The following is a 26,323-nucleotide window of genomic DNA, read 5'->3' on the forward strand; positions in this document are numbered from 1 at the left end:
CCCGTGGTGTAGCGGTTAACATGCCTGCCTGTCACGCAGGAGATCGCCGGTTCGATCCCGGTCGGGACCGCCATTTTAATTTAAACTTTCAACCGATTGTGGATAACTTCCACAATCGGTTTTTTAATGTTTTTTACGCGGGGAACTGTTGGGTGAGTTGGTTGTCTATCGCGAAGTAAGCTTTTGCCAAATTAATGTTGTTTTTGTAAGAGCGGGCCGTCGGATGTTACGGGCGCGGGACTGGTATATACGGGCGCGATGACGGCATATATGGGTGCGGGAACAGCATAAACGAGCGCAGGAGCGGAATATACGGGCGCGGGACTGGTATATACGAGCGCAGACGTATCATTTATGGGCGCACGCATGGAATATACGAGCACACGCCCATCTCACTCGCCAAACCTCAAAACTTTTAGAATCTCCGTTTTTTCGGTACACTAGAACAAAGTGGAGTTGGAAGGGAACACGAATCGTTATGACTACTATTGAAATAGATATAAACTCTTTAGAAGAGACTCAGCAACTTGCACAACAACTTGCTGGATTACTTGTGCCGCCTGACGTACTTACACTTGAAGGTGACCTTGGTGCTGGTAAAACGACATTTACGCAGGCGCTTGCTAAAGCGCTTGGTGTTACACGGACAGTCAACAGTCCAACGTTTACGATTATTAAACAATACGAAGGCAATTATCCGTTTAATCATTTGGATGTTTATCGTCTTGCTGATAGTGATGAGGATCTGGGATGGGACGAGCTGTTTTATGGAGATGCTATATCTGTTGTGGAATGGGCGCATCTTATAGAAGAGGATCTTCCAAAAGAACGACTTGGTATACGAATCTTCCACACAGGAGATACAGCTAGAAAAATCGTTTTCCATCCAATCGGTGAACGGTATGAAAAGATTTGTGAGGCGATGATGGTATGATATGGTTAGGAATAGATACTGCAAATACGCCTCTTAGCGTAGCAATTGTAAAGGACGGAACTGTTTTGGCGGAAGTGAATTCGTCAATGGCAGTCAATCACTCTTTACGAGCGATGTCGACAATTGAAGAGTTGTTTGCGACTGTCCAATTGCAACCGAAAGAGATAGATGCTATTGCGGTTTCCGAAGGACCTGGATCTTATACAGGCGTTAGGATTGGCGTTACAATTGCGAAGACACTCGCTTGGACACTCAAAAAGCCATTGGTCGGTGTTTCGAGTTTAAAGACGCTGGCTGCGAATGCTTTTTACTTTGATGGTGCCATCTGCCCGATTGTAGACGCAAGACGTAATAATGTGTACGCGGGGCTTTATGAATATGAAGACGGTCATTTGAACGCGATTAAAGAAGATGGGCACTTTGCAATTGAAGATCTGCTGGATTCATTAAAGGAATACGAACGGCCAGTGTTGTACATCGGTAAGGATGTTGCCATGCATGAAGTGGCTATTCGGGAGAAGATGGGCGAGAATGCGATCATTGCTCCGTTTCCATTACAGCTACCACGAGCGTCATCGCTCATACATATGGCGCAACAGAGTGAACGGGAAGAGAATATACATGCATTTACCCCGGAATACCGTCGTATTGCGGAAGCAGAGGCGAATTGGTTAATGCAACAACGGAAGGATAAGGCCAGTGAGTAAAGTGATTGAATATCGAAAGATGCAAATAGAAGATATTCCGGCGGTTGTCGGGATTGAAGAGGAAGCTTTTGCGACCCCGTGGACGGAGGAAATTTTTGAGCATGAAATGACTGCGAATGAGTATGCCCATTATGTTGTCGCGGTCCATGAAGGGGAAGTGATTGGGCATGTCGGTATGTGGGTTGTGTTGGATGAGTGCCATATAACGAATGTTGCGGTGCGCAAGCATTTGAGAGGGTATGGCATTGGTGAAGGTTTGATGCGTAAAGCGATTGAATTATGTAATATGAATGAGGTTAGATTAATGACGCTGGAAGTGCGTATGACGAACGTTACGGCGCAAAATTTGTATCGGAAACTTGGTTTTCAAGATGGCGGTATACGGAAAAACTATTATACGGACGACCATGAAGATGCGCTCGTCATGTGGGTGGAATTTTAATGACTACTGATATTTATATACTAGGAATTGAAACAAGTTGTGATGAAACGGCAGCTTCCATTATAAAAAATGGACATGAAATCGTGTCGAATATTGTTGCGTCACAAATTGAAAGCCAGAAACGTTTTGGTGGTGTTGTGCCTGAAATCGCTTCTAGACATCATGTGGAACAGATTACACTTGTTATTGAAGAAGCTCTTCACGTTGCAGGACTTGAGCCAGCAGATTTGAATGCTGTTGCAGTGACGGAAGGTCCAGGGCTTGTTGGTGCGCTGCTGATTGGCATTAATGCGGCGAAAGCATTTGCATTCGCGAATGGACTGCCGATTATTGGTGTGCATCATATCGCTGGGCATATTTACGCTAATCAGTTGATGCAGCAGATGGAGTTTCCGCTATTGGCATTGATCGTCTCTGGGGGCCATACGGAGCTTGTCTATATGAAAGATCATGGCTCATTTGAATTAATCGGTGAAACACGTGATGATGCGGCAGGCGAAGCGTATGACAAAGTTGCCCGTGTGCTTGGACTTCCTTATCCTGGAGGACCTCAGATTGATAAACTCGCACTTGCAAGTGATGACGCTGTGGACTTCCCGAGAGCTTGGCTTGAGCCGGATTCATATGATTTCAGTTTTAGTGGATTGAAATCGGCGGTTATTAACTATAAGCATAATATTGAGCAAAAAGGTGGCACGATTGTACCCGAACATGTGGCGGCAGGTTTTCAAAAAAGTGTGATTGAAGTGCTGACTGCGAAAACTGTGCGTGCGGCAAAGCAATATGATGTAAAGCAAGTAATTGCTGCAGGAGGAGTTGCTGCAAACAAAGGCTTGCGGGCTTCACTCGATGCAGCATTTGAACAGGAGAACATTCCATTTTACGTCCCACCGATCTCATTTTGTACAGACAACGCAGCGATGATTGCTGCTGCTGGTACACCGATGTATATGGCTGGGGTACGAGGGGATATGAGCATGAATGGCAGACCGGGAATGCAGTTAACATCTTGGAATGAATAAAAAGAGGGAAATCGTCGAATGATGACGATTTCCCTCTTTATTTGGACTACAAGTCTATTCGTTTGTCAATAGGGAACATTCGTACTTATGCACATTTGTTAGTAACTTGTGGATAGTTATTCGATATATGTGTATTATCACACAAAGAATTGGATAACTATGTGGGTAAAAAATGTTTAGATTGTGGATAATGTGTATAACCCTGTTCATATCCGATTAAATCAATGAGTGAGTTGTTGATAAGATTGTGGAAAATGGAACTATCCATTATTTCCGTTTTGTCGAAAATAGAAAAAGCTGTCGAAGGATCTAGTATCCTTTCGGCAGCTCATACTGTCATTCATGCAAATTTTCAAGCTCTTCCTGTAACGTTAACCACTCTTCTGACTGCTCGTCGTGGCTTGCTTGCAACGCATCAATTTGCGCCTGCAAATCCATGAGTTTGACATGGTCATCTGCAAAGTCTGGATTTAATAATTCCTCTTGGAGCGAGGACATTTGTTCATCCATTGCAGATAGTGCTTCTTCAATTTTAGCAATGGCACGTGTTAACTTACGTTCTTGTCGCTGTATGTCTTTGTTTTCGTCATTGCGTTTGTGGTGAACAACCGTTTTCTGATGAGCACTAGCTGCCTCTGCTCTTAACTCTTCGGCTTCCGTCTTCTTTTCGATGAAATAATCATAATCTCCGAGGTACTCTGTAACACCAGTCGGTCCAATGTCGACGACTTTTGACGCAATCCGGTTAATGAAGTACCTGTCATGCGATACGAAGAGGATCGTCCCAGGGAAGTCATCAAGCGCATTCTCCAATACTTCCTTACTATCGAGATCCAAGTGGTTCGTCGGTTCGTCCAATATAAGTGTATTGGATTGTTGAAGCATCAGTTTCGCTAATGACAATCGCGCTTTTTCCCCGCCTGATAAGGATACGACGGGTTTATCTACGTCTTCACCTGTGAATAAAAAGCGGCCAAGTACAGTGCGTACATCTTTTTCATTCATAAGCGGCCATTCATCCCACAGTTCGGATAATACAGTGCCATTGCCGATAATGGTTGCCTGGTTTTGATCGTAATAACCGAATTGGACATTCGTTCCGTAGCGGATCGTTCCAGCAATCGGTTCTTGCATTTTGACAATGGTTTTGAGTAACGTCGATTTCCCGATGCCGTTCGGTCCGATAATGGCAATGCGGTCGCCTTTATACGTATTCATGGTAATGTTTTCTGAAACAGCCTGTCCGCCATATCCGACAGCAATATGATCTAACGCGAGGACGTCATTGCCACTTGGTCGATCGATCGAGAACGAGAAACTTGCGGATTTTTCATCGCCGTCAGGGGAGTCCATCCATTCTGTTCTTTCCAACTGCTTGCGGCGGCTTTTCGCCATTTTGGATGTGGAAGCCCGTGCAATATTCCGTTGGATGAAGTCTTCGAGTTTTGCACGTTCGCTCGATTCTTGTTCGAAGAGCTTTTTATCACGTTCATAGTTCTTTGCCTTTTCATCGAGATAAGCGCTATAGTTCCCAGGATACTTTGTCACTTTACGCCTCGATACTTCATAGACAATCGTTACGACTTGGTCGAGGAAGTATCTATCATGGGAAACGATGAGGATTGCGCCCTCGTAGCCGACTAAGTATTTCTCGAGCCAGCCGAGCGTTTCGATATCGAGATGGTTTGTCGGCTCATCTAAAATGAGCAGATCGGGCTTGCTGAGCAGCATTTTTGCAAGTGCTAAACGCGTTTTCTGACCACCTGATAATAAATTCACTGCTTTCCCGTAGTCTTCGGGATAAAACCGCATGCCGTGCAGCACAGAGCGCATATCGGATTCGTACTGATAGCCTCCGCGATCTTTAAAGTCAGTTTGTAATTCATCATACTCCTTCATGACGCGCTCGTACTCGACAGCATTGTCGTATACGGATGGATCTGCCATTTGCGCTTCAAGGGAACGAAGTCTCTTTTCCATTAGTTGCAATGGTTCAAACACGGTCAACATTTCATCCCAAATGTTTAGTGAAGAATCAATGCCGGCATGCTGTTCAAGATAGCCGATGCGAACGCCTTTTGGCATGACAAGATCGCCGGTATCTGCGGACATTTCACCTGCAATAATTTTCAGCAGTGTCGATTTACCTGCGCCGTTACGGCCGACGAGTGCGACACGGTCACGATGCTGTACTTCTAGCTTCACGTTTTCTAATATGTCAGTTCCAGAGAAGGATTTAGTTACGTTATTAACTTGTAAAACAATCATTCCTCACACCTCTATTCTTCTTAAGTTTAATCGAACGAACGAAACGGTGCAATGGTCGACTTTACAACAACGTGCTTGTACTGTACGATAGAATCGGTCTAATGTACGCACAGGAGGTAGCAAATGGCTGAAGAGACACATAAAATCCCACAGGCGACATCAAAACGTCTGCCTTTATATTATAGATTTCTGCAAAACTTCGCGAATGCCGGGAAAAAGCGTATTTCATCTAGTGAATTAAGTGAAGCAATGAAAATCGATGCCGCTACAATCCGCCGTGACTTCTCTCATTTCGGAGCGCTCGGTCGCAAAGGGTATGGGTATGATGTCGATCATCTGCTGACGTTTTTCAGGCAGGCACTTGATCAGGATGAGGAAACGGATGTCGCTTTAATCGGTGTAGGAAGTCTTGGCAATGCTTTTTTAAAATACAACTTCCAGAAAAACCATAATACACGGATAGTCGTTGCATTTGACCCGAAAGCGCCAAATGACGGCAAGTCCATTAGCGAAATTCCGGTATACCACCCTGATATGATTGAAGAAAAGATTAAAGAGCTCGGGATTAATCTTGTCATTTTGACACTTCCATCAAGAGCGGCACAAGAGATCGCAGACCGACTTGTGAAGATTGGGGTTAAAGGGATTTTAAATTTCACACCTGTAAGGCTTTCAGTTCCAGACTGGATGCGTGTTCATACAATCGATTTATCCGTTGAGTTGCAGGCATTGATTTATTTCATCAAAAATGACGTAAAAGATTCACAATTATAAACGTCTTGATAATAGTAATATGAACTGTTTTCATGTAAAATAGGGAACAGATGAAGGAGGTGTCCGAAATGGCTCCAGGTGTAACTAGTTTAATTATCATCGCAATTATTGCTTTGCTCATTTTTGGACCGAAGAAGTTGCCGGAAATCGGTAAAGCATTCGGATCTTCATTACGCGAATTCAAATCAGCAACAAAAGGACTTGTTTCCGATGATGACGATACAGTCAAAAAAGTGGAAGATAAGAAAAACGACGTGCAGTAAGTAAGGATGTCTGTCTAATGGAAGATAAAAATTTAACAGTCATTGAACATATAGAAGAAATTAGAAAACGACTGATTGTAATCGTCGTTTTCTTTGTTATTGCGGTAATGGGCAGCTTTTTTCTGGCAAAACCCATTATCCAGTTTGTCCAATTCCGCGCAACTGATAGTGGACATCTGACGGAAAGCAGTTTCCACGCATTCACTGTTATCGACCCGATCGCGATTTACTTGAAAGTGATTATATTCTTGGCAGTCATTATTATCTTGCCCGTCATCATGTATCAGTTCTGGTCGTTCATTTCACCGGGGCTTCATGAGACGGAACGGAAAGTGACGCTTGCGTATATCCCATTTGCTTTCATTCTATTCCTGATTGGTATTAGCTTTTCGTATTTCGTTCTCATGCCGTTTGTTATGAATTTCATGAGCAATCTCGCAGGAGAACTCGGCATTACACAAACGATTGGCATTAACGAGTATTTCACATTCTTGTTCCAAATTCTTATTCCGTTTGGCGTCGTATTCCAATTGCCGATTGTTATGCTGTTTTTATCACGACTCGGGATTTTGGATCCACAAAAGCTTGTAAAAGTGCGGAAAATCGCTTATTTCATTCTGTTTGTCATCGCAGCATTCATTACACCGCCGGACATTATGTCCCACTTGCTTGTCACGGTACCGTTATTCGGTCTGTATGAAATCAGTATTTTCATCAGTCGGTTCGGCTACAAGAAGTTTTTGAAAGCGGAAGAGAAGCGGAAGTTTGAAGAAGTGAAAGCGGAACAGCAACGCCAGATTGATGAAGTGATGGGCAACTTGGATAAGTAACAAAGATCATTCCCGCTTTCCGGTTATCCGGGGGCGGGATTTTTTTGTAGGAAAGCTACTAGGACTGAAACGTTCTGTTGTTTCATACGTATACATACTAAGCGTCTTAATTAGAAAGTACATAAAGGTACAAGGGGGAAATGGAAATGAATCCGATATTTTCAATATGGGCACATCCGACAGAAACATTGAAATACATGCGTGCTAAAAATTCGATGGGTTATAGCTTGCTCATTTTTCTATTGGCGTCTATCAGTGTAGGAATGGTTTCGATGATGAATTCAGGTATATTTACAGGAATGCCGATTATTTTAATCGTTTTGATTTCAATTGTCATTTCGTTCGTCGGGGCAATTATCGGCTGGTTCATCAGCTCAGCACTCTTTACGTGGGTTGGGAAGTGGCTGGGAGGACGAGGACGGTTTTCTGACATGCTGAACGTTACGCCTGCATCTTCGATTTTACAGATTTGGCTATCGCCGATGAATTTGGCGTTGCTAGTTCTTTACGGGTCTACATTGTTTGAAGCACCTGCTTCGGAGTTTGAAGTGACGAATATTCCGCTTGGCGTATTTTTCTTAGTGAATCTCGTCAATCTCGCTGTCGGCATTTATGGTATTGTTATCACGAGTAAAGGGATTGGGCTTGTCCACGGATTTTCAGCTTGGCGAGGATTTGGTGCGGTCGCAATCATTACCGGTATTTTAATTGTCATCGGAATTATCCTTGTACTTATTTTCGGTGCAATTATTTTTGCCATCGTTACAGCTGCGTTTTAATAAGAAAAGCTGTCCGCAGAAAAATCGCGGGCAGCTTTTTACGTTAGGATAGGAAGTAGATGAAAGCTTGTTTCATATTTTGGAGCTCCATCAGCTTATCATAATTAAATTGAACGACCATGGCAAAACTGTTCATTAAAAAATGGGCAATCATCGGAGCCCAAATTCGTTGTGTCACGTAATAGATGAACGCGAACACTAAACCGGGTGCCATGTAGATGAGCAAGTGTTGCGGCTCCCCGTGAACGAGGGAAAAGAGTGCTGCACTGACGAGCGCGGCAATCCAGAAGTTTGTCTTCGTATAAAGACCTCCGAAAAGAACTCTTCTGAAGATGATTTCTTCAAGCAGTGGCGCGAAAATCACAATGGGGATAATCAGAATGTACGAAGCTTTCGCGATCTCTCCAAGCATTGCAGTGTTTTCCGATCCCGGCGTGACACCGAACGCCATTTCAATAATGCCCCCAATCATCTGTCCTGCCATCGCCATGAAGAATCCGAGCACTCCAAAGAGAATCGTTTTGCCGACAGATGCTTTCTTACCTTTTTTGAAGAAATTCCAGAATTGCTTATTACGTGTTGTCATATAAAGGATAAATGGAGCTGCGACTAAGTTTGAAATGAACAGGCCCCATGCGATGGCGTTCAATTCGGCCAATTCTTTAGGCTGGCCGCCTGTATCCATGAAGTATGTAAACAAACTTCTGCTGACAGGAAGACTTCCAAATTGCATTGCAATGTATATTAAGACGATCCATATGTAGATTTTCCAGTTTTTCATACGTTATAACCTCTCTTCTGTTGTCCATTTTAGCGGTTTCCATAAAGATAAGCAAAGAGAAAACTATTCAAGTATTTTACTTGCATTTGTTGCCTAACTTGATTATGATTATAAATGTATTAGCACTCGTGCTTACTGAGTGCTAAAAAGAAGATATAATGTCGAGGAGGTTGTTTCATTTGTTGAAACCATTAGGTGACCGTATCGTAATCGAACTAATCGAAGCAGAAGAAAAGACGTTAAGCGGTATCGTACTACCGGATTCTGCGAAAGAAAAGCCGCAAGAAGGTAAAGTGATCGCAGCAGGTACAGGCCGTGTGCTTGAAAACGGACAGCGTGTTGACCTTGAAGTAAAAGAAGGCGACCGTATCATCTTCTCAAAATATGCAGGTACTGAAGTGAAATATGAAGGCAATGAATATTTGATCCTACGTGAAACTGACGTTCTTGCGATCATCGGCTGAACATACGAATAGATAAGAAGAGACGAAAATCCAGGAGGGAATCTATAAATGGCTAAAGAAATTAAGTTCAATGAAGACGCGCGCAGTGCAATGCTCCGCGGTGTCGATACACTTGCTGACGCTGTTAAAGTAACACTCGGACCAAAAGGACGTAACGTCGTTCTTGAAAGAAAATTCGGTTCACCGCTAATTACGAATGACGGTGTAACAATCGCAAAAGAAATCGAACTTGAAGATGCATTCGAAAACATGGGTGCGAAACTAGTTGCAGAAGTTGCTTCTAAAACGAACGAAATCGCTGGTGACGGTACGACGACTGCGACTGTCCTTGCACAAGCGATGATCCGTGAAGGATTGAAAAACGTTACAGCTGGTGCGAACCCTGTCGGTATCCGTAAAGGGATTGAAAAAGCGGTTGCACTTGCTGTTGAAGAGCTGAAAGGCATTTCTGATGAAATCGAAAGCAAGCAAGAGATCGCACAAGTTGCGGCAATCTCTTCAGGCGACGAAGAAGTCGGTGATTTGATTGCTGAAGCGATGGAGCGCGTTGGAAACGACGGTGTCATCACACTTGAGGAATCAAAGGGCTTCACGACTGAGCTTGATGTTGTTGAAGGTATGCAATTCGACCGTGGCTATGCATCTGCATACATGGCGACAGATACAGACAAGATGGAAGCGGTTCTTGATAATCCATACATTTTGATCACAGATAAAAAGATTACAAATATCCAGGAAATCCTTCCTGTTCTTGAGCAAGTCGTTCAACAAGGTAAGCCGTTGTTGATGGTTGCAGAAGACGTTGAAGGCGAAGCACTTGCAACACTAGTTGTGAATAAACTTCGTGGTACATTCAACGCTGTTGCTGTTAAAGCACCAGGCTTTGGCGATCGCCGTAAAGCAATGCTTGAAGATATCGCAATCTTGACAGGTGGCGAAGTCATTACAGAAGATCTAGGTCTTGACCTGAAATCTGCTGATATTACTCAGCTTGGACGCGCTGCGAAAGTCGTTGTTACGAAAGACCACACGACAATTGTTGAAGGTAATGGAGATGCTCAGCAAATCGCTTCACGTGTCGGTCAAATTCGCTCACAGCTTGAAGAGTCAACATCTGAATTCGACAAAGAGAAACTACAAGAGCGCCTTGCGAAATTGGCTGGCGGCGTTGCAGTTATCAAAGTCGGAGCAGCTACTGAAACAGAATTGAAAGAGCGTAAACTTCGCATCGAAGACGCATTGAACTCAACACGTGCAGCTGTCGAAGAAGGTATCGTATCCGGTGGTGGTACGGCGCTTGTAAACGTTTATTCGAAAGTTGAAAAGCTTCTTGAAGAGACAGAAGGCGACGTAGCAACTGGCGTGAAAATTGTTCTTCGTGCACTTGAAGAGCCAGTTCGTCAAATCGCTAACAACGCAGGCCTTGAAGGCTCAATCGTTGTCGATCGCCTCAAGCGCGAAGAAGTCGGCATCGGCTTCAACGCAGCAAACGGCGAGTGGGTCAACATGGTCCAAGCTGGTATCGTAGATCCGACGAAGGTTACACGTTCTGCACTTCAAAATGCAGCATCTGTAGCGGCTATGTTCTTGTCGACTGAGGCTGTTGTAGCAGACCTACCAGAACCAGCAGGCGGCGGTATGCCTGATATGGGCGGTATGGGTGGCATGGGCGGCATGATGTAAAATAGCGAAATGAAGCCTTTAACACTAAGGTTTCAAGCTATGTGTCATTTTTATTGATACCCATTTTGATGCTTAAAACTTAATTTAGTTCATTTTCTAGCTCTGAAAGGCTTCTCATTAGTTGACCAAACTTTTGAGAGGCCTTTTTTTGTTTCTTTATTGTAATGTGTAATTAAACTTGTGTTGTCATTTCTCCCCTCTGTTAGGATAGAAGTCGTTTAAGCAATTTTGCATCCATTACAGACGTCGTAAATTATATATGCTGGCTAGGCAGTCGCTTTACAGAAAGCACGACCGCAGAGAATTGTATGTGATTGGGATGGAAAGAATTCATCTGCAGGAGAGAGCATTGCTCAATAGAATGCTTAATGGAACAGATGACATCCCAGGTTTGAGAAATATTTCTGGAGTACACGTGTATGTAGATACAGAGGATCTAACAAATAGAGACCTTATTATTGCTGTGGGTATTGATGACTTGGATTACATACAATGTGTAGAGGAATATCAGAAACGCGGAGTTACATTTTTGATCGTGTTAATACTAGTGAGTTTTCTAAAAGAATAGTAGAAGCAATTGGTCTTACTGGTGCTATTCGTGTATCCCTCCCTACATTGCCATGACGCTCAAGATATCGGTCTGGAGATTTGGTAATTATGAAACTTTAAGAACCGTAAAATCATAGGTCTACAAGAGATGAATTCAAATTGTTGACGTCTTAAAATTCATGAGGTATTATTATCTCGAATTCAAGATACTTTAATCTGAGTTAAAATGGCAATGCCGAATAGAAACAATCGATAAAGTGGATGGGATTTCCGAAACGAAGGTAATTGACTCTGAATAATAAAATATAATTTTTTTTGCTTATATATCTCGAATTCAAGATATTTATTTCAGTAGATATCACAGACATTATAGAGGAGCTTTTCGAGCAAGCCGAATAAAATCTAGAACCAATTTAGCCGAAGCGTAATTGATTATTATTATTACAAAAGGAGAGAATAGCATGAATGGATTGAAAGGTATTCATCACGTGACTGCCATTACGAGCAGCGCTGAAAAAAACTATGAGTTCTTTACCTTTACGTTGGGAATGCGTTTAGTGAAAAAAACAGTGAACCAAGATGACATCCAAACTTATCATTTGTTTTTTGCGGATGATAAAGGATCAGCCGGTACAGATATGACATTTTTCGATTTTCCGGGTATTCCAAAAGGTACACATGGAACAAATGAAATTTACAAAACGGCATTCCGTGTTCATTCAGACGAAGCATTGTATTATTGGCTCAAGCGATTTGAAAAATATAACGTGACAAATAAAGGCATCACAGAAGTATTTGGCAAAAAAGCAATATCATTCGTTGATTTTGATGAACAACAATATATGTTGGTTTCGGATGAGAACAACAAGGGTGTAGCTGCAGGAACGCCGTGGCAAAATGGTCCGGTTCCTCTGGAATATGCAATTACCGGCTTAGGGCCAATTCATATCCGTATTGCTGAGTTTGACTACTTTAAAAAAATGCTCGAAACAGTTATGGAGTTCAAAGAAATCGCGAAAGAAGGATCGTTGCATTTATTCGAAGTCGGTGAAGGTGGAAATGGTGCACAAGTAATTGTGGAACATAACGCATTGCTCCCGAACGGTCGCCAAGGATTTGGTACGGTGCATCATGCTGCTTTCCGAGTGGAAGATACGAGTGCATTAAAAACCTGGATTGACCGTATGGAAACATTCGGCTTCAATACATCCGGCTATGTTGATCGATTCTTTTTTGAATCATTGTATGTACGCGTAGCACCAGGTATTTTGTTTGAATGGGCAACAGACGGTCCTGGCTTTATGGGCGATGAACCATACGAAACAGTGGGGGAAATTTTATCTTTACCACCTTTCCTTGAAGGAAAACGAGAGCAAATTGAGGCATCCGTGCGACCAATCAATACGGAGCGCAGCACACTTAACATAGAAAAAGAGTACTTTTAAGGAGGTGAGACATAAAAAAATGGGTTTTTTTGATAAATTATTTGGAACAAAACAAGAGGAGGAAAAAACAATGTCAAAATCAAATATAGGTATAATTTTAGGATCAACACGTGAAGGACGCGTAAGTCCACAAGTAGGGGCATGGGTAAAAGAATTAGCAGATAAGCGTGGAGACGCTAATTACACGATTATTGACATTGCTGATTACAAATTGCCGCTTTTAGGTGAAGCTGGCGGCGACGCATCCGGTGCAGCTGCATGGTCAGAAATCATTGCAAAACAGGACGGTTTCGTATTTATCGTTCAAGAATACAATCATTCTATCACAGGTGCCCTTAAGAATGCTCTAGATTACTTACGTGAAGAGTGGGGCAATAAAGCTGCAGGTATCGTATCTTACGGTTCTGTCGGTGGAGCTCGTGCAACAGAACATTTACGTGGGATTTTAGGAGAGCTATTAGTTGCGGATGTTCGCGTACATCCAGCATTATCCCTATTTACTGACTTCGAAAACGGTACAGTATTCAAACCAGCTGACGTGCAAGCAGCTTCTGTAAACCAAATGTTAGACCAAGTTATCCCTTGGACAACTGCATTAAATACAATCCGCAAGTAATTTTATGGATGTGAATTAGCTAGAAAAGCAAATATACTAATAGTAGTACAAACCGAGAGTCCGGTTTGTACTACTTTTTTTGTGTGCCTGGCAAAAAAAACATCAAATATTCGGAATGCAGTTGAATTATATCAATCTCTTCTATACAATTGCGGTAACGTCGACATGTTGGGGAGGGAACAAATATGATTCGTTATATGGTATGAACAACCTAATCGGATTCCGTTTTATTAAAGCAGCATGAAAATTGAAATGGAATCCAGGAGGAATCGTCATGAATACAAATAAGAAATTAGCTTATTTAGAAGAGAAGCAGCAGGAGTATTCGTTTTCAGGAGCATTCTATGGTCAAAAAGGAAACGACATTTTAATGGGTAGCTACGGGTATGCAAATAGGTCTGATAAACTGGCGAATCAGGTAGATACACGATTTTCGATAGCCTCAGGCTGCAAGATATTCACGGCAGTCGCTATATGCAAGTTGGTTGAGGAAAGGAAGTTGTCTTTTGACTCGAAGTTGAAAGACTGTACAAACATCAGGTTTCCTCACTTCAGCGAGGATATCACTGTCCAACATTTGTTGACACATACGTCTGGTGTGCCTGATTATTTCGATGAGGAAACGATGGAAGATTATGAGGAACTGTGGGTATCGCGACCCGTTTATGGAGTTCGGGAACCTAAAGATTTCTTGCCGTTGTTTCAAGATGATACGATGCAGGCGGAGCCCGGTGGTTCTTTTCAATACAATAATTCGGGATATATTTTGCTCGGACTCATTGTCGAGCATATGGCCGGATGTAGTTTCACTGACTATGTAGAGGAGCATGTTTTCCGAAAAGCCGGCATGCTGGATTCAGGATATTTCGAAGTGGATAGTTTGCCGGAGCGGGTTGCACTCGGTTATGTTGAGCAGAAAGATGGCAAGTGGAAGACGAATATTTTTTCTCTCCCGGCGAAAGGCGGGCCCGATGGCGGAGCTTATACGACTGTCGAAGACATGGCGAAGTTCTGGAAGGCCTTGACCGGAAACCGGTTGCTCTCGAAAAACATGACAGAGATGCTCGTGAAACCTCGCGTCGAAGTGGATGCAGAAGAGCAGATCTTCTATGGATATTGCGGTTATATGGAAGTGGATGATCATCATGATGCCGTGCAGTATATTCAGATGGGTTATGACCCGGGGGTAAATTTCCGCGCTGTGCATCTACCGCAAGATGGGACGACGATTGTTGTTTGTTCCAATGAAACTGAAGGTGCCTACGAGATGATGAAAGAGATCAAGAAGGTATTAGCCGTTTGATGATATTTGATGCTGATTAAAATATAATACTGATTAAGCACCAAGATGCCAACCAATTCAATATTGGTATGGCATCTTGGTGTATTGTGCGTTATTTTATAACAACAATCTCAAATGCTTCTCGAAATTAACTCCTTCAACCGGTGGTGTTCCCGCAAGACTCGTACTACTTCCATTGAACAGCACAACACTATACATGGTTGTTTCACGATGTATGTACATATTTCAAATAACTTGTGCATCTTTTTGAGCATATGGCGAGTGGATGCCTGTGATGATGATATGAGCATCCGTTTTTATTTGCAGTTGCCGCGGGCATACATATACACGTCGCTGCCGATTTGGGCAATCATCTGACGAGCCTCGTCTTCTGAGCAATCTTTGGACAGAACGGTAACGGCCATGCATTGACGATTTACATACAGCAACGCACACTCATGCATGATCCCTTCAACTGTTCCTGTTTTCCCAGCAAGCTCCCACTTAGGAATGGCGCCGACGATGGGAGATTCGATTGCAGGCAAGTTGTCGATCAAGCCATTCGAAAGTTGTTGTTGTTTCATAATGCGTACCATCTGTTCAGAAGCGTGCAGGGAAACGCACTGCCCCTGAGCAATCTGAGTCAATAAAGTTGTCATATCAACTGCCGTTATTTTATTGCTGTTAGCACGATTCGCTTGGACAATCATCAATTTATGATGAATTTCGCTTCTTTCCATTCCTAATCCGTTCATGAATGCTTGAATCTTTTCCATTCCAATCAAATCTATCAACATATTCGTCGCGGTATTATCGCTTTGGATAATCATTAACGTCACCAAATCATTAATCGGCAATTCAATACCGGGTGACATGAACTGCAGAACACCCGAACCGCCGACGATATCGTCCTTTCGCAACTGCAAAAAATCCCCTAATCGAATGCTTCCTTCTTCCGCTGCCGCAAACACTGCCGCCATGATTGAAACTTTGATGATACTAGCTGCATAATAGGATTCATTTCCATTCAACGAAAATGATTTTCCTTTATTCACATCTTCCACCACAACCGACCAAGTTCCCTTAGCATCTTTTAAACGCTCTTCTATCTTCGTCTGCAAAGTCTGCATATTATCCCCCTTAATGAACCAATGAAGCTCTCAACGTCGTAATACCGTTTTCGATATATCCTTTCAAACAGGTTAGCATATACACCCAACCTTCTTTTTGACCGAGCATTTTAGCGACGAGGTCAGGGTCATCTTCCTTCAATCCCGATTCAGTCACTTGAATAATCGTACTTTCATCTTCATCAAAGAATGTCATCGTCACCGTTGTTTCTCCCCAATCGAAAACAATTTTCTTGTTTTCCTCAACCTCTTTTACATGGATATTCCCTTCGGCACCATATTCCTCATACTTCCACGTAATGTTTTTGTCTTGTTCGACTCTAGCTGTACCTGAAGAAAACCAATAGCCGCCCATTTTCTGTGGATCGACAATCGCCTCGAACACGTCCCTTGCAGGTTTGAGAATCATCATTTTTGTTGTAATATCAGTATTCATTGTAGGTAGTTCCTTTCTGTCATGTAGGTGGAATCACCGTTTTGGGATAATCCTATCATCATCACTTATTCGACACAATGAGCCAAAGTCCTTTTATAAAAAATCATCCATGCTGTCTGGATTAACGAATGTTTCTGATACACTAAAAGAAGCTTCACATTAAGTCATTGGACTTTTGTGTAGCTTCTCTTTTGGTGCCAGTCACTCATTCAAACGTGAAAGTTAAAACAATCAAGTTTATTCCGTTTAACGTGATTGTTTGAGTGCCAGGCACCGTATTTAGCACCGTATTTATTCTAGGTGTTTTGGGTGTAGTGGGGAGTGTCCTTTCTCTATTTCTGAGAAAATATTGGAGTCGTGCTTTTTTGATGCATTGGCCAATTTTTGTTCAGGCATTCCATTGGTTAAGTGCGATGCGATGTAGGTAAGCATTTTTTGGATTTCTTCTATATCTCCCTTCGTCGCAAAGTTCTTTTTGTCAGTTAGCGAGTAACCTAATTGGCCGCTAGGTTCAATAGTTGCCCATTCAAGATCTTCGATGCTTTTAATTCCATTTTGTCTTAGACGCATTTCTAGTTTGTCCACTGACATGCGTAATTTCCGTAAGTTTTTTTCATTTAATGTTCCATTTTCTATGACTACTTTTGAACGGCCGGTAAATATGGTCTCTGATAAGTCCCACTTCATTTGAATGTATTCAATTAGTAACAAAGTTGCTACGAGTACAGAAGCGATTAAAAAGGTGATCCATATGCTTTTCTCGCTTACTGGTTGTATGAGTAGCGTTCCGATGGAAATCATTATAACCGTTTGAGAAATTGTCATTTGAGAAATGGATCTTCTTCCGGATAATCGGATTAATAAAATACCGAAAATAATGATCAGAATTGATTTCCATATTAGATTTAAATCCATTATAATCACTTCCCTTCTTTGAGGGCTTTTTTAGTGCGAAGAAGACTCTTGATGTCGTGTATCATATTTCAATTATGAAAGGGAGAATCATCGGTCTTCTCTTTGTTTGGGTATACAAAAGTTTCTCAATTGCCTTTTTTAGATTGTGTTTCAAGTCGTTTCGTCTATTTCCATTCGACTGTTGAGAATTGTTGATAATCGAAATTACTAGCTGATTGACTTCCTTCAATAAATCTTCTGCAGCACGTTCATACACGAATCCACGTGAAATTATATCTGGATTAGAAATGATTTTGCCGTCCGCTTTACCAAGGGAAATCACAACAATGAGCATCCCTTCTTCAGAAAGTAATTTTCGATCACGTAATACAATCTTCCCGACGTCTCCAACACCAAGTCCATCTACAAAAACTTCACCTGCTTGTATCCGCCTTGTTTGACTAGCAACAGCATTGTTAATATCTACAACATCACCATTGTTAATAATGAAAATGTTATCCCTTTTCACGCCGACCGATTCGGCTAATATTCGATGTTGTTGAAGCATCCTGAATTCGCCATGTATGGGAATGAAATATTTGGGCTTCATTAATGTAAGCATAAGTTTTAATTCTTCCTGAAAAGCATGTCCAGATACATGCATGCCAGTTGTATTACCTGATCCATAAATAACATTAGCGCCTAATTGGAATAGGTTATCTATGATGCGAGATACGCTTTTTTCGTTACCTGGAATCGGGCTGGATGCAAGAATGACGGTATCTCCAGCCATTACAGTTACTTGACGAAAGCTTGATGTGGATAAACGTGATAATGCCGCCATTGGCTCACCTTGACTGCCTGTACAAATAATAACAACTTCCTCAGGTGCCATCCGATTAACCTCGGTTGCCTCTATTAAAGTGCCATCAGGTATTGATAAATATCCTAGTTCAGCTGCAACGTTTACAACGTTCACCATACTTCTTCCGAGCAATGCTATTTTACGATTTGTTTTGTGAGCAGCATGAATGATTTGCTGAACGCGATATACGTTTGAAGCAAATGTAGAAATGAATATTTTCTGGTTGGCCTTGTGAAATGCATCTTCAATATGTTCTCCAACAATACGTTCTGAAAGTGTGAAACCCGGACGTTCAGCATTAGTGCTTTCTGATAATAAAAGTAGCACACCACGGTTTCCGATTTCAGCCATTTTATGCAAATCGGGATACTTTTCGTTTATAGGCGTCAAATCAAACTTAAAGTCGCCTGTATGTACTACGGTTCCTTCTTGTGTGTGAAGCGCAATTCCTAGACAGTCGGGAATACTGTGATTGACATTAAAGAATGTCATGTTTATCGTACCTAAATCGACTTTGGAATCCTCATTAATCATCATAAGTTCTGTGGCACGTAGAAGTCCGTGTTCTTTCAATTTCAATTGGATCAAACCGATGGTCAGTTTAGTTGCATAAACGGGAATGCTTAGCTGTTTCAGCAAGTAGGGAATACCGCCGATATGGTCTTCATGTCCATGTGTGACAACTAAGGCACGGATTTTATCTTTGTTTTTTTGTAAGTAGGAAATATCTTGAATAATTAAATCCACACCCAACAAGTTTTCATCTGGGAATTTAGCTCCACAGTCGATGATGACGATATCTTCTTCATATTGGAGTACATACATATTCTTTCCGATTTCATTTATTCCACCTAAAGCGAAAATGGATAATGTGCTATTTAAAATGCTCAAAAGACGTATCCTCCCATAAAGTAATTTTCGAGGAGTTAGATATTCCTAAAGTTGCCCCATCATGTTATGAATTATGTAATTTGGAAAGAAGAATAAATACTTTCGGATTTAAATATGTTTAATCCACAAAATGCTTAGTGCATTTTAAAAAAGTGAAATCGGGGCTGGCGTATGGGAGCCGTTATGGCTGCTGATACTTATGGGTGGAACGTCAGTATATGAAAGAGGTGTTGTTAATGGAAAAACAACTATCGCATGGAGACGATTATAAATATATTCCTGTCACTTCTATGGAGAGTGGTAAAGGAATTGAGGTGGCGGCTGATTTGTACATCCATACCGTACAAATCGTTAATATCGTTTTTGTAGGCTACCCGGAAATGAAAGATTTTGTGTTGGTCGATACTGGGATGCCCTATTCGGCGGATAAGATTATTGCGGTTGCTGAGAAACGGTTTGGTATGGGGTGTCGTCCGAGGGCGATCGTTTTAACGCATGGCCATTTCGATCATGTCGGGGCAGTCGTCGACTTAGTGAAGAAGTGGGGGATACCTGTTTATGCACACGCCTTGGAAATTCCCTATTTGACTGGTATTTCTAGTTATCCAGATCCGGATACGGGTGTTGAAGGCGGTCTTGTTGCTAAGATGTCCTCTTATTTCCCTACGGATCCAGTGGATTTGGGCAATCATATAAAAGCGCTTCCGGACGATGGGTCGGTCCCTTTTCTGCCTGGTTTCCGTTGGATCCATACACCAGGCCATTCGCCAGGTCATGTATCGCTGTTTAGGGATGAGGATCGGGCTTTGATTGTCGGGGATGCCTTTGTCACGGTCAAGCAGGAGTATTTGTACAAAGTGTTGACGCAACAACAGGAAATCAGTGGGCCACCACGTTATTTGACGACAGATTGGGGAGCCGCTTACGAATCTGTCAAGATACTTGAAGGTCTGAAACCGTCAGTCGCGCTGACTGGCCATGGGCTACCGATGGAAGGTGAGTTGCTTGGTGAGAGCTTGGAGCGGTTAGTGCAAGACTTTGACGAAATTGCTTTGCCTGCATATGGGCGTTATATCGACGAGCAAGATGGAAAGTCATAATTGCGGAAAGGTTTATTAATGGAAAAACCGACTGGAAAGGTCTAAGCGAAGACTTTTCGAGCCGGTTTTTCTATTTAACTTCAATGAACTTACGAAGAATGTCCTCTTTATTCCTCAAATAGATGGTGCAACATTCTTTCCCGGTTCTCGAAGAACTGTTCCATAATCGCGTAATGCTCCGTCTCTTCTAATGTCATCTCATGCATCCCATCTTCGGTGATCTGGATGATTTTTGAGTTCGGATGTGCCATGACGATTGGGGAGTGAGTGGAGATGATAAACTGTGAGCCGTCTTTGGCGAGCTGGTCGATGCGTGCGAGCAGGGACATTTGGCGAAGCGGGGAGAGGGCGGCTTCTGGTTCATCAAGAATATAAAGGCCGTTGCCCCTGAAACGGTCCCTAAAAGCGGCGAAAAACGATTCGCCGTGTGATTGTTCGTGAAGGGATTGACCGCCGAATGAGTCAATTATTTTCGGGCCTGCTTTCGGTTCTGCATCCAGTTGTTCGATCGTCGTCGCTACATTGTAGAACGTCTCCGCTCTGAAGAAAAAGTGATCTCTCGCACGTTCTGTTCCCTTTATGAGACGCAGATGGTCATCGAGTTCTGAATGTGAATCGTAACTGGAGAAGTTGAAGTTCATCGACCCGCCTTCCGGATTAAAACCGTACGCAATGGCAATCCCTTCAAGCAGGGTCGATTTGCCCATTCCATTTTCCCCGATGATATACGTGACATTCGGATGTAAGATCAGTTCGTCCATATTTTTGATGAAAGGCAGTGTGAAGGGGAATTGATCATGTTGGACACGTTCCCGCTTCAGTCGCACAGCCCTAATAAATTGTGAGTCTGTTGTTAATAGAGACAATGCGAATCACTCCTACTGCGAAATTTTTAGGTACCTGTGCGCCGAACGATTCTGACTATGAACTACAATTGCATAAAAAAATAGTGAGAAGCTTGTTGTATTGGCTTGTGTGTTGAATTATTTTGCATCTTTATAGTCTTTTATGAATAGTCATAAATGTGCTTTGCACAGGTACCGACATAATTTTACAATAGTAATTTCAAATGGTTTTCGAAGTGGACACCTTCAACGGATGGTGTTCCTGCGGCATGCGTATCTTCGATGGCTGCTTGTAAGAAGGCTTCGGCGAGTTTGATTGATGCTGGAATTGACTCTCCGCGCATGATGCTACCTATGATGACGGAGGCAAATAAGTCGCCTGTACCGGAGTAGCTTCTGCCGTTGAACGGGACGGTACTATATGACGTTTGCCCTTGATGGATGTACATATTGCCGATGTCCCGGCCGTCGTTCGTGGCGAAAGGTGAATGGATGCTTGTAATTAAAATATGAGCCTCTTTTTTCATCTCAAGCTGTTCACTGGCTTCAGCGATTGTTTGCAGGAAATCACTTTCGTTCGTGCATTGCATAAGGGATTTGTATGATAAACCCGTTAGTAGGCAGTATTCAGTCAAATTAGGTGTGATGATGTCTGCCTGCTTGACGAGTTGCTTCATATGCGCAAGAAAATCTTCATTAAAATTCGTAAAAGCACCATGTGTATTGCCCATGACAGGGTCGACGAGCAAAATCGTATCCTCTTTATAGAAGGCATCGAGAAAATGCATAATATGTGCGATCTGTTCTGTGCCGGTGATATAGCCTGTATGGATGCCGTCAAATGTGGCCTGCAATTTGCGCCATTCCGTTTCGAAAACGGGAATGTTTGCCGTCAGGTCCTCGCAGTGGTAGCTTGGAAATTCCGTCTGTGCCGTCAGGATTGCTGTCGGCAAAGGACAGGCCTGGATGCCCATGACAGACAGGACGGGTATGGCGGCGGTGAGTGAGCATTTGCCGAATGAGGATAGATCTTGGATGACAGCGACTTTTTTCATAAGTTCCTCCGTTGATATATAGTCAATTGATTTAATAATACCATAGGGGGATTTTAGGAGGAATGGATTCAATCGTTTTTTAACATGATATTAAAAGGTACTTCGCGGTATACTTAAGAGAAATATCTGAAGGAGGTCATCAAATGTCAAATACACATAAAGAAATCACGGAAGATCAACGAATAGAACTACTCAATCTCTTAAAAGAACGCTTTGAAAACAATATGCACCGCCACGAAGGTCTTGATTGGTCCGATGTCCGATCCAAACTTGAAACGCAATCTGACAAGCTTTGGTCTTTGAACGAAATGGAGCAGACAGGTGGAGAGCCTGATGTCATCGGGTTGGATGAAGAAACAGATACATACATTTTCTGTGACTGTTCACCGGAAAGTCCCTCGGGCCGCAGAAGTGTCTGTTATGATCCGGAAGCGTTGGAAGCGCGGAAGAAAAATAAGCCGGCACACAGCGCAATGGGGATGGCGGCGGAGATGGGCATTGAGTTATTGGACGAAGAACAGTACCGGTCATTGCAACAAATTGAAGCGGTCGATAAAAAAACGTCCAGTTGGATCAGCACACCAAATGCAATCCGTCAGCTGGGTGGCGCATTGTTTTGTGATTATCGATATGCGACAGTGTTCGTTTATCATAACGGAGCAGATTCGTATTATGCGGCAAGGGGTTTCCGAGGGATACTTAAAGTTTAAAATGGTTGCCAAAAATATATAAAGCATACAAATTACTCTTCCATGATTTTATATGGAGGAGTTTTTTTATGAGAAAACGAACAAGTTGTATAATCTTTGTATAATGTTGATGAACAAATATTTCATTTAAAGAGAGTGAAAAGAAGTTAATACGGGTACAAAAGAAGAATAGGAAACTACTAAGATAGAAGATAGATTGATGGAGTGAACGTTTGACGGGTTATTAAAAATGCATTTCTATCCTTCGACAGAACATTTGACGAAATGAAGAAGACTTAACATGTTTTATTACATTGAAAGGTTGTGGCACTATGAATCCAAACCAGCAAAAGCTCCAAGACATACAACAGGCACTTAACGCGAAATTCTATGAGCGCGAGGACGAAGTGGAAGGGATTCTGATCGCCCTGCTTGCAAGGCAGCATATGCTCATGATCGGGCCGGCGGGAACGGCGAAATCGGCGTTGTCAACGGAGCTGTCGAAGATTGTGCATGGGACGGAGTATTTCCAGTGGTTGCTGACGCCGTTCAGTACGCCTGAAGAAGTGTTCGGTCCGTTGTCATTAAGGGATTTGGAAGCGGGTGTTTATAAACGGAATACAGCCTCGAAAATGCCTGAAGCCGATATCGTCTTTCTAGATGAGATCTTTAAGGCGAACTCAGCCATTTTAAACAGTTTGCTTACGTTAATCAATGAAAGGCTCTTCTATAATGACGGGGCACCAACCCCTGCGCCGCTCATTTCTGTCATCGGAGCATCCAATGAGTATCCGGAAGACGGTGAAGGACTGGAAGCGTTGTTCGATAGATTTCTGTTGCGCTATGAGATTAATTACATCGGCGACGAAGGGAATTTCCTCGCCATGATGAAAGAAGAGGAACAGTTTGAAGTCATGCCGTCATTGACATTAAATGAGCTGAAGGAATTACAGGAATTCACAAAGAACGTGACAGTTCCACCTGACATTTACCAAGCATTGTCAGTGATCCGTAGGGAATTGTCCGATGAAGGGATTCAACCTTCAGACCGGCGATTCAAACAGTCGCTCGGTGTGTTGAAAGCGAAGGCGTTCCTCGATCAGCGTGACTCCGTCGGCTTACAGGATTTAGCCATCCTGGAAAACGCTCTGTGGGAGACACTTGAGCAGAAGGAGACCGTATGCAACGTCATACGGCGCTATGCAACCGGCCCGTCTACCCAGTCGTTGGCAAGTGTTGAGAAGGAAGCAGAAGAAATTTATGACATTGCAGTGCGTGATCAATCGATGGAAGCGGGCATGGAAGCGATGCAAAAACTGAAAGCGCTCATGGCGGACTTGCAAAGCATGAAGGAAAGCGAGCCGGATCATACGACGGAAATCATCGAGCTGACAAACCGTCTCACAACGTTGCATAAAGAGATTGAAAACAGCAGGCTTGAGGCGGACTATCCAGGTGCCGTTGCAGAAGCGCGGACAGAGAAGGATGATCCGGATGGTGTCTATTTCCGGATGTAAGGGAGGAGAATCGGTATGAGACGAAGTAAAATCATCAAGGACGAGCGCTCCGTCCTGAATACCGATGCATTTGACAAACGACGTTTTCAGGAGATCTTCGAGCTGTCCGAAGAGCTACAGCGTTTGAGGGAAGTATCTGGTGTCCCAGCCATTGAATCATTGCTTAGGGATCTATGGGCTTCTCTCTATAAAATGAAACCTTACATCGTCAAACAGGAACTTGGTGAAACGATGAAGGTCAATCAGACGTTCATGAAAGCTTTCATGAACGAAAAGCAATATGTCCGTTTCCGAACATATACGAAACTGGACGACCTGACTTCAGCGATCTGTACCACAATCCTTGCGAGTAAAATTGATGCGTGGCTTGCGGAAGTGATTGCAGGGGATGAACATCTGGAGAAGCAGCTAGAAACGATGCAGACATTGCAAAATGAATACTTCATAGAGGATATGGAAGACGTGGTTGGTAATGACGAGGCTGCGAGAGAACTTGATCAGACATCCCGTGAGCTAGCCAAAGAACTGGAAATGGCCCTTGAAACGAATCGGGACCGATTTGCCAATATAATGTCTGAAGCGATGGACGAAACGATTCACGTAAAAGATGGCCTCATCTCTTTGATGGGCGGGACAAGTACTGGAAAAGGGGACGCAGACTTGAAAAGAGTGCCTCTCCGGGAAAAGATGGCCCTTGCCGATCAATTAGTATCAGACCCACAAATGCAGAGTATTGCGGAATGGGCAGGCAGGTTCAAACAGATTGCGAATGAAAAGAAGCACAAAGAATATATGGAAGCACCTGAAAGAAGAGGTGTCATGACGGGGACGGATCTGGAAAGGCTGTTACCCGCCGAACTCGGTTTGTATACCCATCCTGTCGCGAAGATTGAGTTTCTCCGCAAGTATGCAGAAGGAGAGACGATGCAATACGATCAGAAAAAACGAGCGGATGCGGGCAAAGGTTCAATTCTATTTTGTTTTGACCAATCAGGCAGTATGAGTGAACTCGACAATCAGGCGAAAGGGTTTATTTTAGCGTTATTGTCCATTGCCAAAAAACAGAGCCGGGATCTGACAGTCGTGTTATTCTCCACGACCATTAAACGGTTTACGTTCGAAAAAGGTAAGATTACCTCTGTGGAATTGGCACGTCTCGCCCAAACGTATCTAGGTGGCGGCACAGATTATGCACTTGCACTTGAAGAGGCGCTGCACGTCATTGAAGAAGATGCTTTTTCCAATGCGGATCTGATTTTTGTGACGGATGGAGAAGATGATATTAGTGATACATTTGTCGAAGAATTCCACGAACGCAAAAAAGAGAAGGACTTTCAAGTGTTGACGCTCGTAATGGGCAATGACACCGAAGTAGCTGAAAAGTTTTCGGATCGTGTTTTCCATGTCACTGATTTCGATGAACAAGGCAGTTATACCGCTTTTGAAATCTGAGTCTGTGCGAAACGCACATCAGCCGTTTGTCAGGCATAGGTTCGGGGTATTTATGCAATACCGTTAAAATTACCAATATTTATTAAAAAAATAATAGAAAAGAGGGTTTTACATGATTGAGATAAAAACAACAATGCCAGGAAAGAAAGCGTTATATGGAGATTGTAGAGAAATACTTGGAGAGCATGGGCTGCAGCTCGGTGGTGGCTGGGATTTCCATCAAGGACATTTCGATATGGTGCTTAAAGCGGAAGATGAGGACAAGATGTACTTACGGATGCCGTTTGTCGTTGTCGATGGCATGCTGGACGAGGATAGTGCGATGATTGAATTCGGTACGCCGTTCATCATCAACCATATTATGAATATTGGGCTCGATGATGAAGAAAGTCCTGTTCTCGCTGCTGTTGGACTGGACCAGTTCCAGACGCCTGATGATCCTGATGCGCCGATTCCCAACAGTCAAATGTGGGTGGATGACGCCGAGGAAGTGGTTTCCCGATTTTCAGAAAGCGGGATCTTCATTGCTCCTTATTAATAAAGAATATAGACCGAACAACCATTGAGCTAACCAGTTCAGTGGGTGTCCGGTCTTTTTTTATTGATTTAC

26 protein-coding genes are annotated in these 26,323 nt (G+C 42.9%); 18 read left to right on the forward strand and 8 right to left on the reverse strand.

Annotated elements, in window-relative coordinates:
- Window positions 1-478: 478 nt before the first annotated feature.
- Genes tsaE through tsaD form a run of 4 tightly spaced genes read left to right on the forward strand, consistent with a single transcriptional unit; the run spans window position 479 to window position 3,105 of the window.
- On the forward strand, window positions 479-934 hold the full coding sequence (gene tsaE / locus H9649_RS16665; RefSeq protein ID WP_191696032.1) for a tRNA (adenosine(37)-N6)-threonylcarbamoyltransferase complex ATPase subunit type 1 TsaE: 456 nt from the start codon (window positions 479-481) through the stop codon (window positions 932-934).
- Complete coding sequence (tsaB, locus tag H9649_RS16670; RefSeq protein WP_191696033.1) at window positions 931-1,641, forward strand: tRNA (adenosine(37)-N6)-threonylcarbamoyltransferase complex dimerization subunit type 1 TsaB; 711 nt, start codon at window positions 931-933, stop codon at window positions 1,639-1,641. Before tsaE ends, tsaB begins: the two co-directional genes overlap by 4 nt.
- A complete protein-coding gene (rimI, locus tag H9649_RS16675) occupies window positions 1,634-2,083 on the forward strand; it encodes a ribosomal protein S18-alanine N-acetyltransferase (protein WP_191696034.1) in 450 nt (149 codons plus the stop codon). Before tsaB ends, rimI begins: the two co-directional genes overlap by 8 nt.
- Window positions 2,083-3,105: a tRNA (adenosine(37)-N6)-threonylcarbamoyltransferase complex transferase subunit TsaD gene (gene tsaD, locus H9649_RS16680; RefSeq protein WP_191696035.1), complete on the forward strand. Its 1,023-nt coding sequence runs from the start codon at window positions 2,083-2,085 to the stop codon at window positions 3,103-3,105. Before rimI ends, tsaD begins: the two co-directional genes overlap by 1 nt.
- A gap of 336 nt (window positions 3,106-3,441) precedes the next feature.
- Here tsaD and H9649_RS16685 read toward each other — a convergent pair whose 3' ends face one another.
- Window positions 3,442-5,373 carry an ABC-F family ATP-binding cassette domain-containing protein gene (locus tag H9649_RS16685; RefSeq protein ID WP_191696036.1) on the reverse strand — a complete coding sequence of 644 codons (1,932 nt, stop codon included), beginning with the start codon at window positions 5,371-5,373 and terminating at the stop codon, window positions 3,442-3,444.
- 123 nt (window positions 5,374-5,496) lie between these two features.
- Between H9649_RS16685 and H9649_RS16690 the strand changes: the two genes are divergently transcribed.
- The 4 genes from H9649_RS16690 to H9649_RS16705 all read left to right on the forward strand — a co-directional run bounded on the left by H9649_RS16690 (window position 5,497) and on the right by H9649_RS16705 (window position 8,019).
- Window positions 5,497-6,147, forward strand: coding sequence for a redox-sensing transcriptional repressor Rex (locus H9649_RS16690; protein WP_191696037.1), 651 nt, complete (start codon window positions 5,497-5,499; stop codon window positions 6,145-6,147).
- Window positions 6,148-6,215: 68 nt separating this feature from the next.
- Window positions 6,216-6,410, forward strand: coding sequence for a twin-arginine translocase TatA/TatE family subunit (locus tag H9649_RS16695; protein WP_191696038.1), 195 nt, complete (start codon window positions 6,216-6,218; stop codon window positions 6,408-6,410).
- 17 nt (window positions 6,411-6,427) lie between these two features.
- Window positions 6,428-7,240: a twin-arginine translocase subunit TatC gene (gene tatC, locus H9649_RS16700; protein ID WP_191696039.1), complete on the forward strand. Its 813-nt coding sequence runs from the start codon at window positions 6,428-6,430 to the stop codon at window positions 7,238-7,240.
- Between the two features lie 146 nt (window positions 7,241-7,386).
- Window positions 7,387-8,019, forward strand: coding sequence for a YIP1 family protein (locus H9649_RS16705; protein WP_191696040.1), 633 nt, complete (start codon window positions 7,387-7,389; stop codon window positions 8,017-8,019).
- A gap of 43 nt (window positions 8,020-8,062) precedes the next feature.
- Here the strand turns inward: H9649_RS16705 and H9649_RS16710 are convergent, their stop codons facing one another.
- Window positions 8,063-8,800 carry a CPBP family intramembrane glutamic endopeptidase gene (locus tag H9649_RS16710; protein ID WP_191696041.1) on the reverse strand — a complete coding sequence of 246 codons (738 nt, stop codon included), beginning with the start codon at window positions 8,798-8,800 and terminating at the stop codon, window positions 8,063-8,065.
- Window positions 8,801-8,979: 179 nt separating this feature from the next.
- Between H9649_RS16710 and groES the strand changes: the two genes are divergently transcribed.
- The 5 genes from groES (at window position 8,980) to H9649_RS16735 (ending at window position 14,860) form a co-directional block, all read left to right on the forward strand.
- Window positions 8,980-9,264 carry a co-chaperone GroES gene (gene groES, locus H9649_RS16715; RefSeq protein WP_191696042.1) on the forward strand — a complete coding sequence of 95 codons (285 nt, stop codon included), beginning with the start codon at window positions 8,980-8,982 and terminating at the stop codon, window positions 9,262-9,264.
- Between the two features lie 48 nt (window positions 9,265-9,312).
- Window positions 9,313-10,947 (forward strand): chaperonin GroEL, encoded by a 1,635-nt coding sequence (groL, locus tag H9649_RS16720; RefSeq protein WP_191696043.1) that lies wholly within the window; start codon window positions 9,313-9,315, stop codon window positions 10,945-10,947.
- A 1,010-nt stretch (window positions 10,948-11,957) separates the two neighbouring features.
- The gene (locus tag H9649_RS16725) at window positions 11,958-12,941 is read left to right on the forward strand and encodes a ring-cleaving dioxygenase (protein WP_191696044.1); all 984 of its coding nucleotides are present in this window, start codon (window positions 11,958-11,960) and stop codon (window positions 12,939-12,941) included.
- Window positions 12,942-12,960: 19 nt separating this feature from the next.
- Window positions 12,961-13,557 (forward strand): NADPH-dependent FMN reductase, encoded by a 597-nt coding sequence (locus H9649_RS16730; protein WP_191696045.1) that lies wholly within the window; start codon window positions 12,961-12,963, stop codon window positions 13,555-13,557.
- A 274-nt stretch (window positions 13,558-13,831) separates the two neighbouring features.
- Window positions 13,832-14,860 carry a serine hydrolase domain-containing protein gene (locus H9649_RS16735; protein ID WP_191696046.1) on the forward strand — a complete coding sequence of 343 codons (1,029 nt, stop codon included), beginning with the start codon at window positions 13,832-13,834 and terminating at the stop codon, window positions 14,858-14,860.
- Window positions 14,861-15,156: 296 nt separating this feature from the next.
- On the opposite strand, the gene H9649_RS16740 is transcribed toward H9649_RS16735, so the two are convergent.
- The 4 genes from H9649_RS16740 to H9649_RS16755 all read right to left on the reverse strand — a co-directional run bounded on the left by H9649_RS16740 (window position 15,157) and on the right by H9649_RS16755 (window position 19,055).
- On the reverse strand, window positions 15,157-15,969 hold the full coding sequence (locus tag H9649_RS16740) for a serine hydrolase (RefSeq protein ID WP_191696047.1): 813 nt from the start codon (window positions 15,967-15,969) through the stop codon (window positions 15,157-15,159).
- 10 nt (window positions 15,970-15,979) lie between these two features.
- A complete protein-coding gene (locus H9649_RS16745) occupies window positions 15,980-16,405 on the reverse strand; it encodes an SRPBCC family protein (RefSeq protein ID WP_191696048.1) in 426 nt (141 codons plus the stop codon).
- A gap of 291 nt (window positions 16,406-16,696) precedes the next feature.
- The gene (locus H9649_RS16750; RefSeq protein ID WP_191696049.1) at window positions 16,697-17,320 is read right to left on the reverse strand and encodes a DUF421 domain-containing protein; all 624 of its coding nucleotides are present in this window, start codon (window positions 17,318-17,320) and stop codon (window positions 16,697-16,699) included.
- 61 nt (window positions 17,321-17,381) lie between these two features.
- Window positions 17,382-19,055, reverse strand: a complete 1,674-nt coding sequence (locus H9649_RS16755; protein ID WP_191696050.1) for a ribonuclease J — start codon at window positions 19,053-19,055, stop codon at window positions 17,382-17,384.
- Window positions 19,056-19,291: 236 nt separating this feature from the next.
- On the opposite strand from H9649_RS16755, the gene H9649_RS16760 reads away from it, so the two are divergent.
- The gene (locus H9649_RS16760) at window positions 19,292-20,155 is read left to right on the forward strand and encodes an MBL fold metallo-hydrolase (protein ID WP_191696051.1); all 864 of its coding nucleotides are present in this window, start codon (window positions 19,292-19,294) and stop codon (window positions 20,153-20,155) included.
- A 107-nt stretch (window positions 20,156-20,262) separates the two neighbouring features.
- On the opposite strand, the gene H9649_RS16765 is transcribed toward H9649_RS16760, so the two are convergent.
- Window positions 20,263-21,021 (reverse strand): AAA family ATPase, encoded by a 759-nt coding sequence (locus H9649_RS16765; RefSeq protein ID WP_191696052.1) that lies wholly within the window; start codon window positions 21,019-21,021, stop codon window positions 20,263-20,265.
- A gap of 185 nt (window positions 21,022-21,206) precedes the next feature.
- Window positions 21,207-22,055, reverse strand: a complete 849-nt coding sequence (locus H9649_RS16770) for a pyridoxamine kinase (protein ID WP_191696053.1) — start codon at window positions 22,053-22,055, stop codon at window positions 21,207-21,209.
- A gap of 143 nt (window positions 22,056-22,198) precedes the next feature.
- On the opposite strand from H9649_RS16770, the gene H9649_RS16775 reads away from it, so the two are divergent.
- From H9649_RS16775 to H9649_RS16790, 4 genes are all read left to right on the forward strand, one after another.
- On the forward strand, window positions 22,199-22,765 hold the full coding sequence (locus H9649_RS16775; RefSeq protein WP_191696054.1) for a DUF4256 domain-containing protein: 567 nt from the start codon (window positions 22,199-22,201) through the stop codon (window positions 22,763-22,765).
- A 311-nt stretch (window positions 22,766-23,076) separates the two neighbouring features.
- A complete protein-coding gene (locus H9649_RS16780) occupies window positions 23,077-24,261 on the forward strand; it encodes an AAA family ATPase (RefSeq protein ID WP_191696055.1) in 1,185 nt (394 codons plus the stop codon).
- Between the two features lie 15 nt (window positions 24,262-24,276).
- A complete protein-coding gene (locus H9649_RS16785; RefSeq protein WP_191696056.1) occupies window positions 24,277-25,713 on the forward strand; it encodes a vWA domain-containing protein in 1,437 nt (478 codons plus the stop codon).
- 112 nt (window positions 25,714-25,825) lie between these two features.
- Window positions 25,826-26,251, forward strand: coding sequence for a YugN family protein (locus tag H9649_RS16790; RefSeq protein ID WP_191696057.1), 426 nt, complete (start codon window positions 25,826-25,828; stop codon window positions 26,249-26,251).
- Window positions 26,252-26,323 lie beyond the last annotated feature (72 nt).

Origin of the sequence: Sporosarcina quadrami, from assembly GCF_014836615.1 — a bacterium.
GTDB lineage: Bacteria > Bacillota > Bacilli > Bacillales_A > Planococcaceae > Sporosarcina > Sporosarcina quadrami.

Bases quoted from the DNA above. Each gene is read 5' to 3' on its own strand.
- H9649_RS16750 (WP_191696049.1), bottom strand. From the start codon at position 17,320: ATGGATTTAAATCTAATATGGAAATCAATTCTGATCATTATTTTCGGT.
- H9649_RS16760 (WP_191696051.1), top strand. From the start codon at position 19,292: ATGGAAAAACAACTATCGCATGGAGACGATTATAAATATATTCCTGTC.
- H9649_RS16730 (WP_191696045.1), top strand. From the start codon at position 12,961: ATGGGTTTTTTTGATAAATTATTTGGAACAAAACAAGAGGAGGAAAAA.
- tsaD (WP_191696035.1), top strand. From the start codon at position 2,083: ATGACTACTGATATTTATATACTAGGAATTGAAACAAGTTGTGATGAA.
- H9649_RS16695 (WP_191696038.1), top strand. From the start codon at position 6,216: ATGGCTCCAGGTGTAACTAGTTTAATTATCATCGCAATTATTGCTTTG.
- H9649_RS16770 (WP_191696053.1), bottom strand. From the start codon at position 22,055: ATGAAAAAAGTCGCTGTCATCCAAGATCTATCCTCATTCGGCAAATGC.
- H9649_RS16745 (WP_191696048.1), bottom strand. From the start codon at position 16,405: ATGAATACTGATATTACAACAAAAATGATGATTCTCAAACCTGCAAGG.
- H9649_RS16740 (WP_191696047.1), bottom strand. From the start codon at position 15,969: ATGCAGACTTTGCAGACGAAGATAGAAGAGCGTTTAAAAGATGCTAAG.
- tsaE (WP_191696032.1), top strand. From the start codon at position 479: ATGACTACTATTGAAATAGATATAAACTCTTTAGAAGAGACTCAGCAA.
- H9649_RS16685 (WP_191696036.1), bottom strand. From the start codon at position 5,373: ATGATTGTTTTACAAGTTAATAACGTAACTAAATCCTTCTCTGGAACT.
- H9649_RS16735 (WP_191696046.1), top strand. From the start codon at position 13,832: ATGAATACAAATAAGAAATTAGCTTATTTAGAAGAGAAGCAGCAGGAG.
- tatC (WP_191696039.1), top strand. From the start codon at position 6,428: ATGGAAGATAAAAATTTAACAGTCATTGAACATATAGAAGAAATTAGA.
- tsaB (WP_191696033.1), top strand. From the start codon at position 931: ATGATATGGTTAGGAATAGATACTGCAAATACGCCTCTTAGCGTAGCA.
- H9649_RS16725 (WP_191696044.1), top strand. From the start codon at position 11,958: ATGAATGGATTGAAAGGTATTCATCACGTGACTGCCATTACGAGCAGC.
- H9649_RS16705 (WP_191696040.1), top strand. From the start codon at position 7,387: ATGAATCCGATATTTTCAATATGGGCACATCCGACAGAAACATTGAAA.
- H9649_RS16690 (WP_191696037.1), top strand. From the start codon at position 5,497: ATGGCTGAAGAGACACATAAAATCCCACAGGCGACATCAAAACGTCTG.
- H9649_RS16785 (WP_191696056.1), top strand. From the start codon at position 24,277: ATGAGACGAAGTAAAATCATCAAGGACGAGCGCTCCGTCCTGAATACC.
- H9649_RS16790 (WP_191696057.1), top strand. From the start codon at position 25,826: ATGATTGAGATAAAAACAACAATGCCAGGAAAGAAAGCGTTATATGGA.
- H9649_RS16710 (WP_191696041.1), bottom strand. From the start codon at position 8,800: ATGAAAAACTGGAAAATCTACATATGGATCGTCTTAATATACATTGCA.
- groL (WP_191696043.1), top strand. From the start codon at position 9,313: ATGGCTAAAGAAATTAAGTTCAATGAAGACGCGCGCAGTGCAATGCTC.
- H9649_RS16780 (WP_191696055.1), top strand. From the start codon at position 23,077: ATGAATCCAAACCAGCAAAAGCTCCAAGACATACAACAGGCACTTAAC.
- H9649_RS16775 (WP_191696054.1), top strand. From the start codon at position 22,199: ATGTCAAATACACATAAAGAAATCACGGAAGATCAACGAATAGAACTA.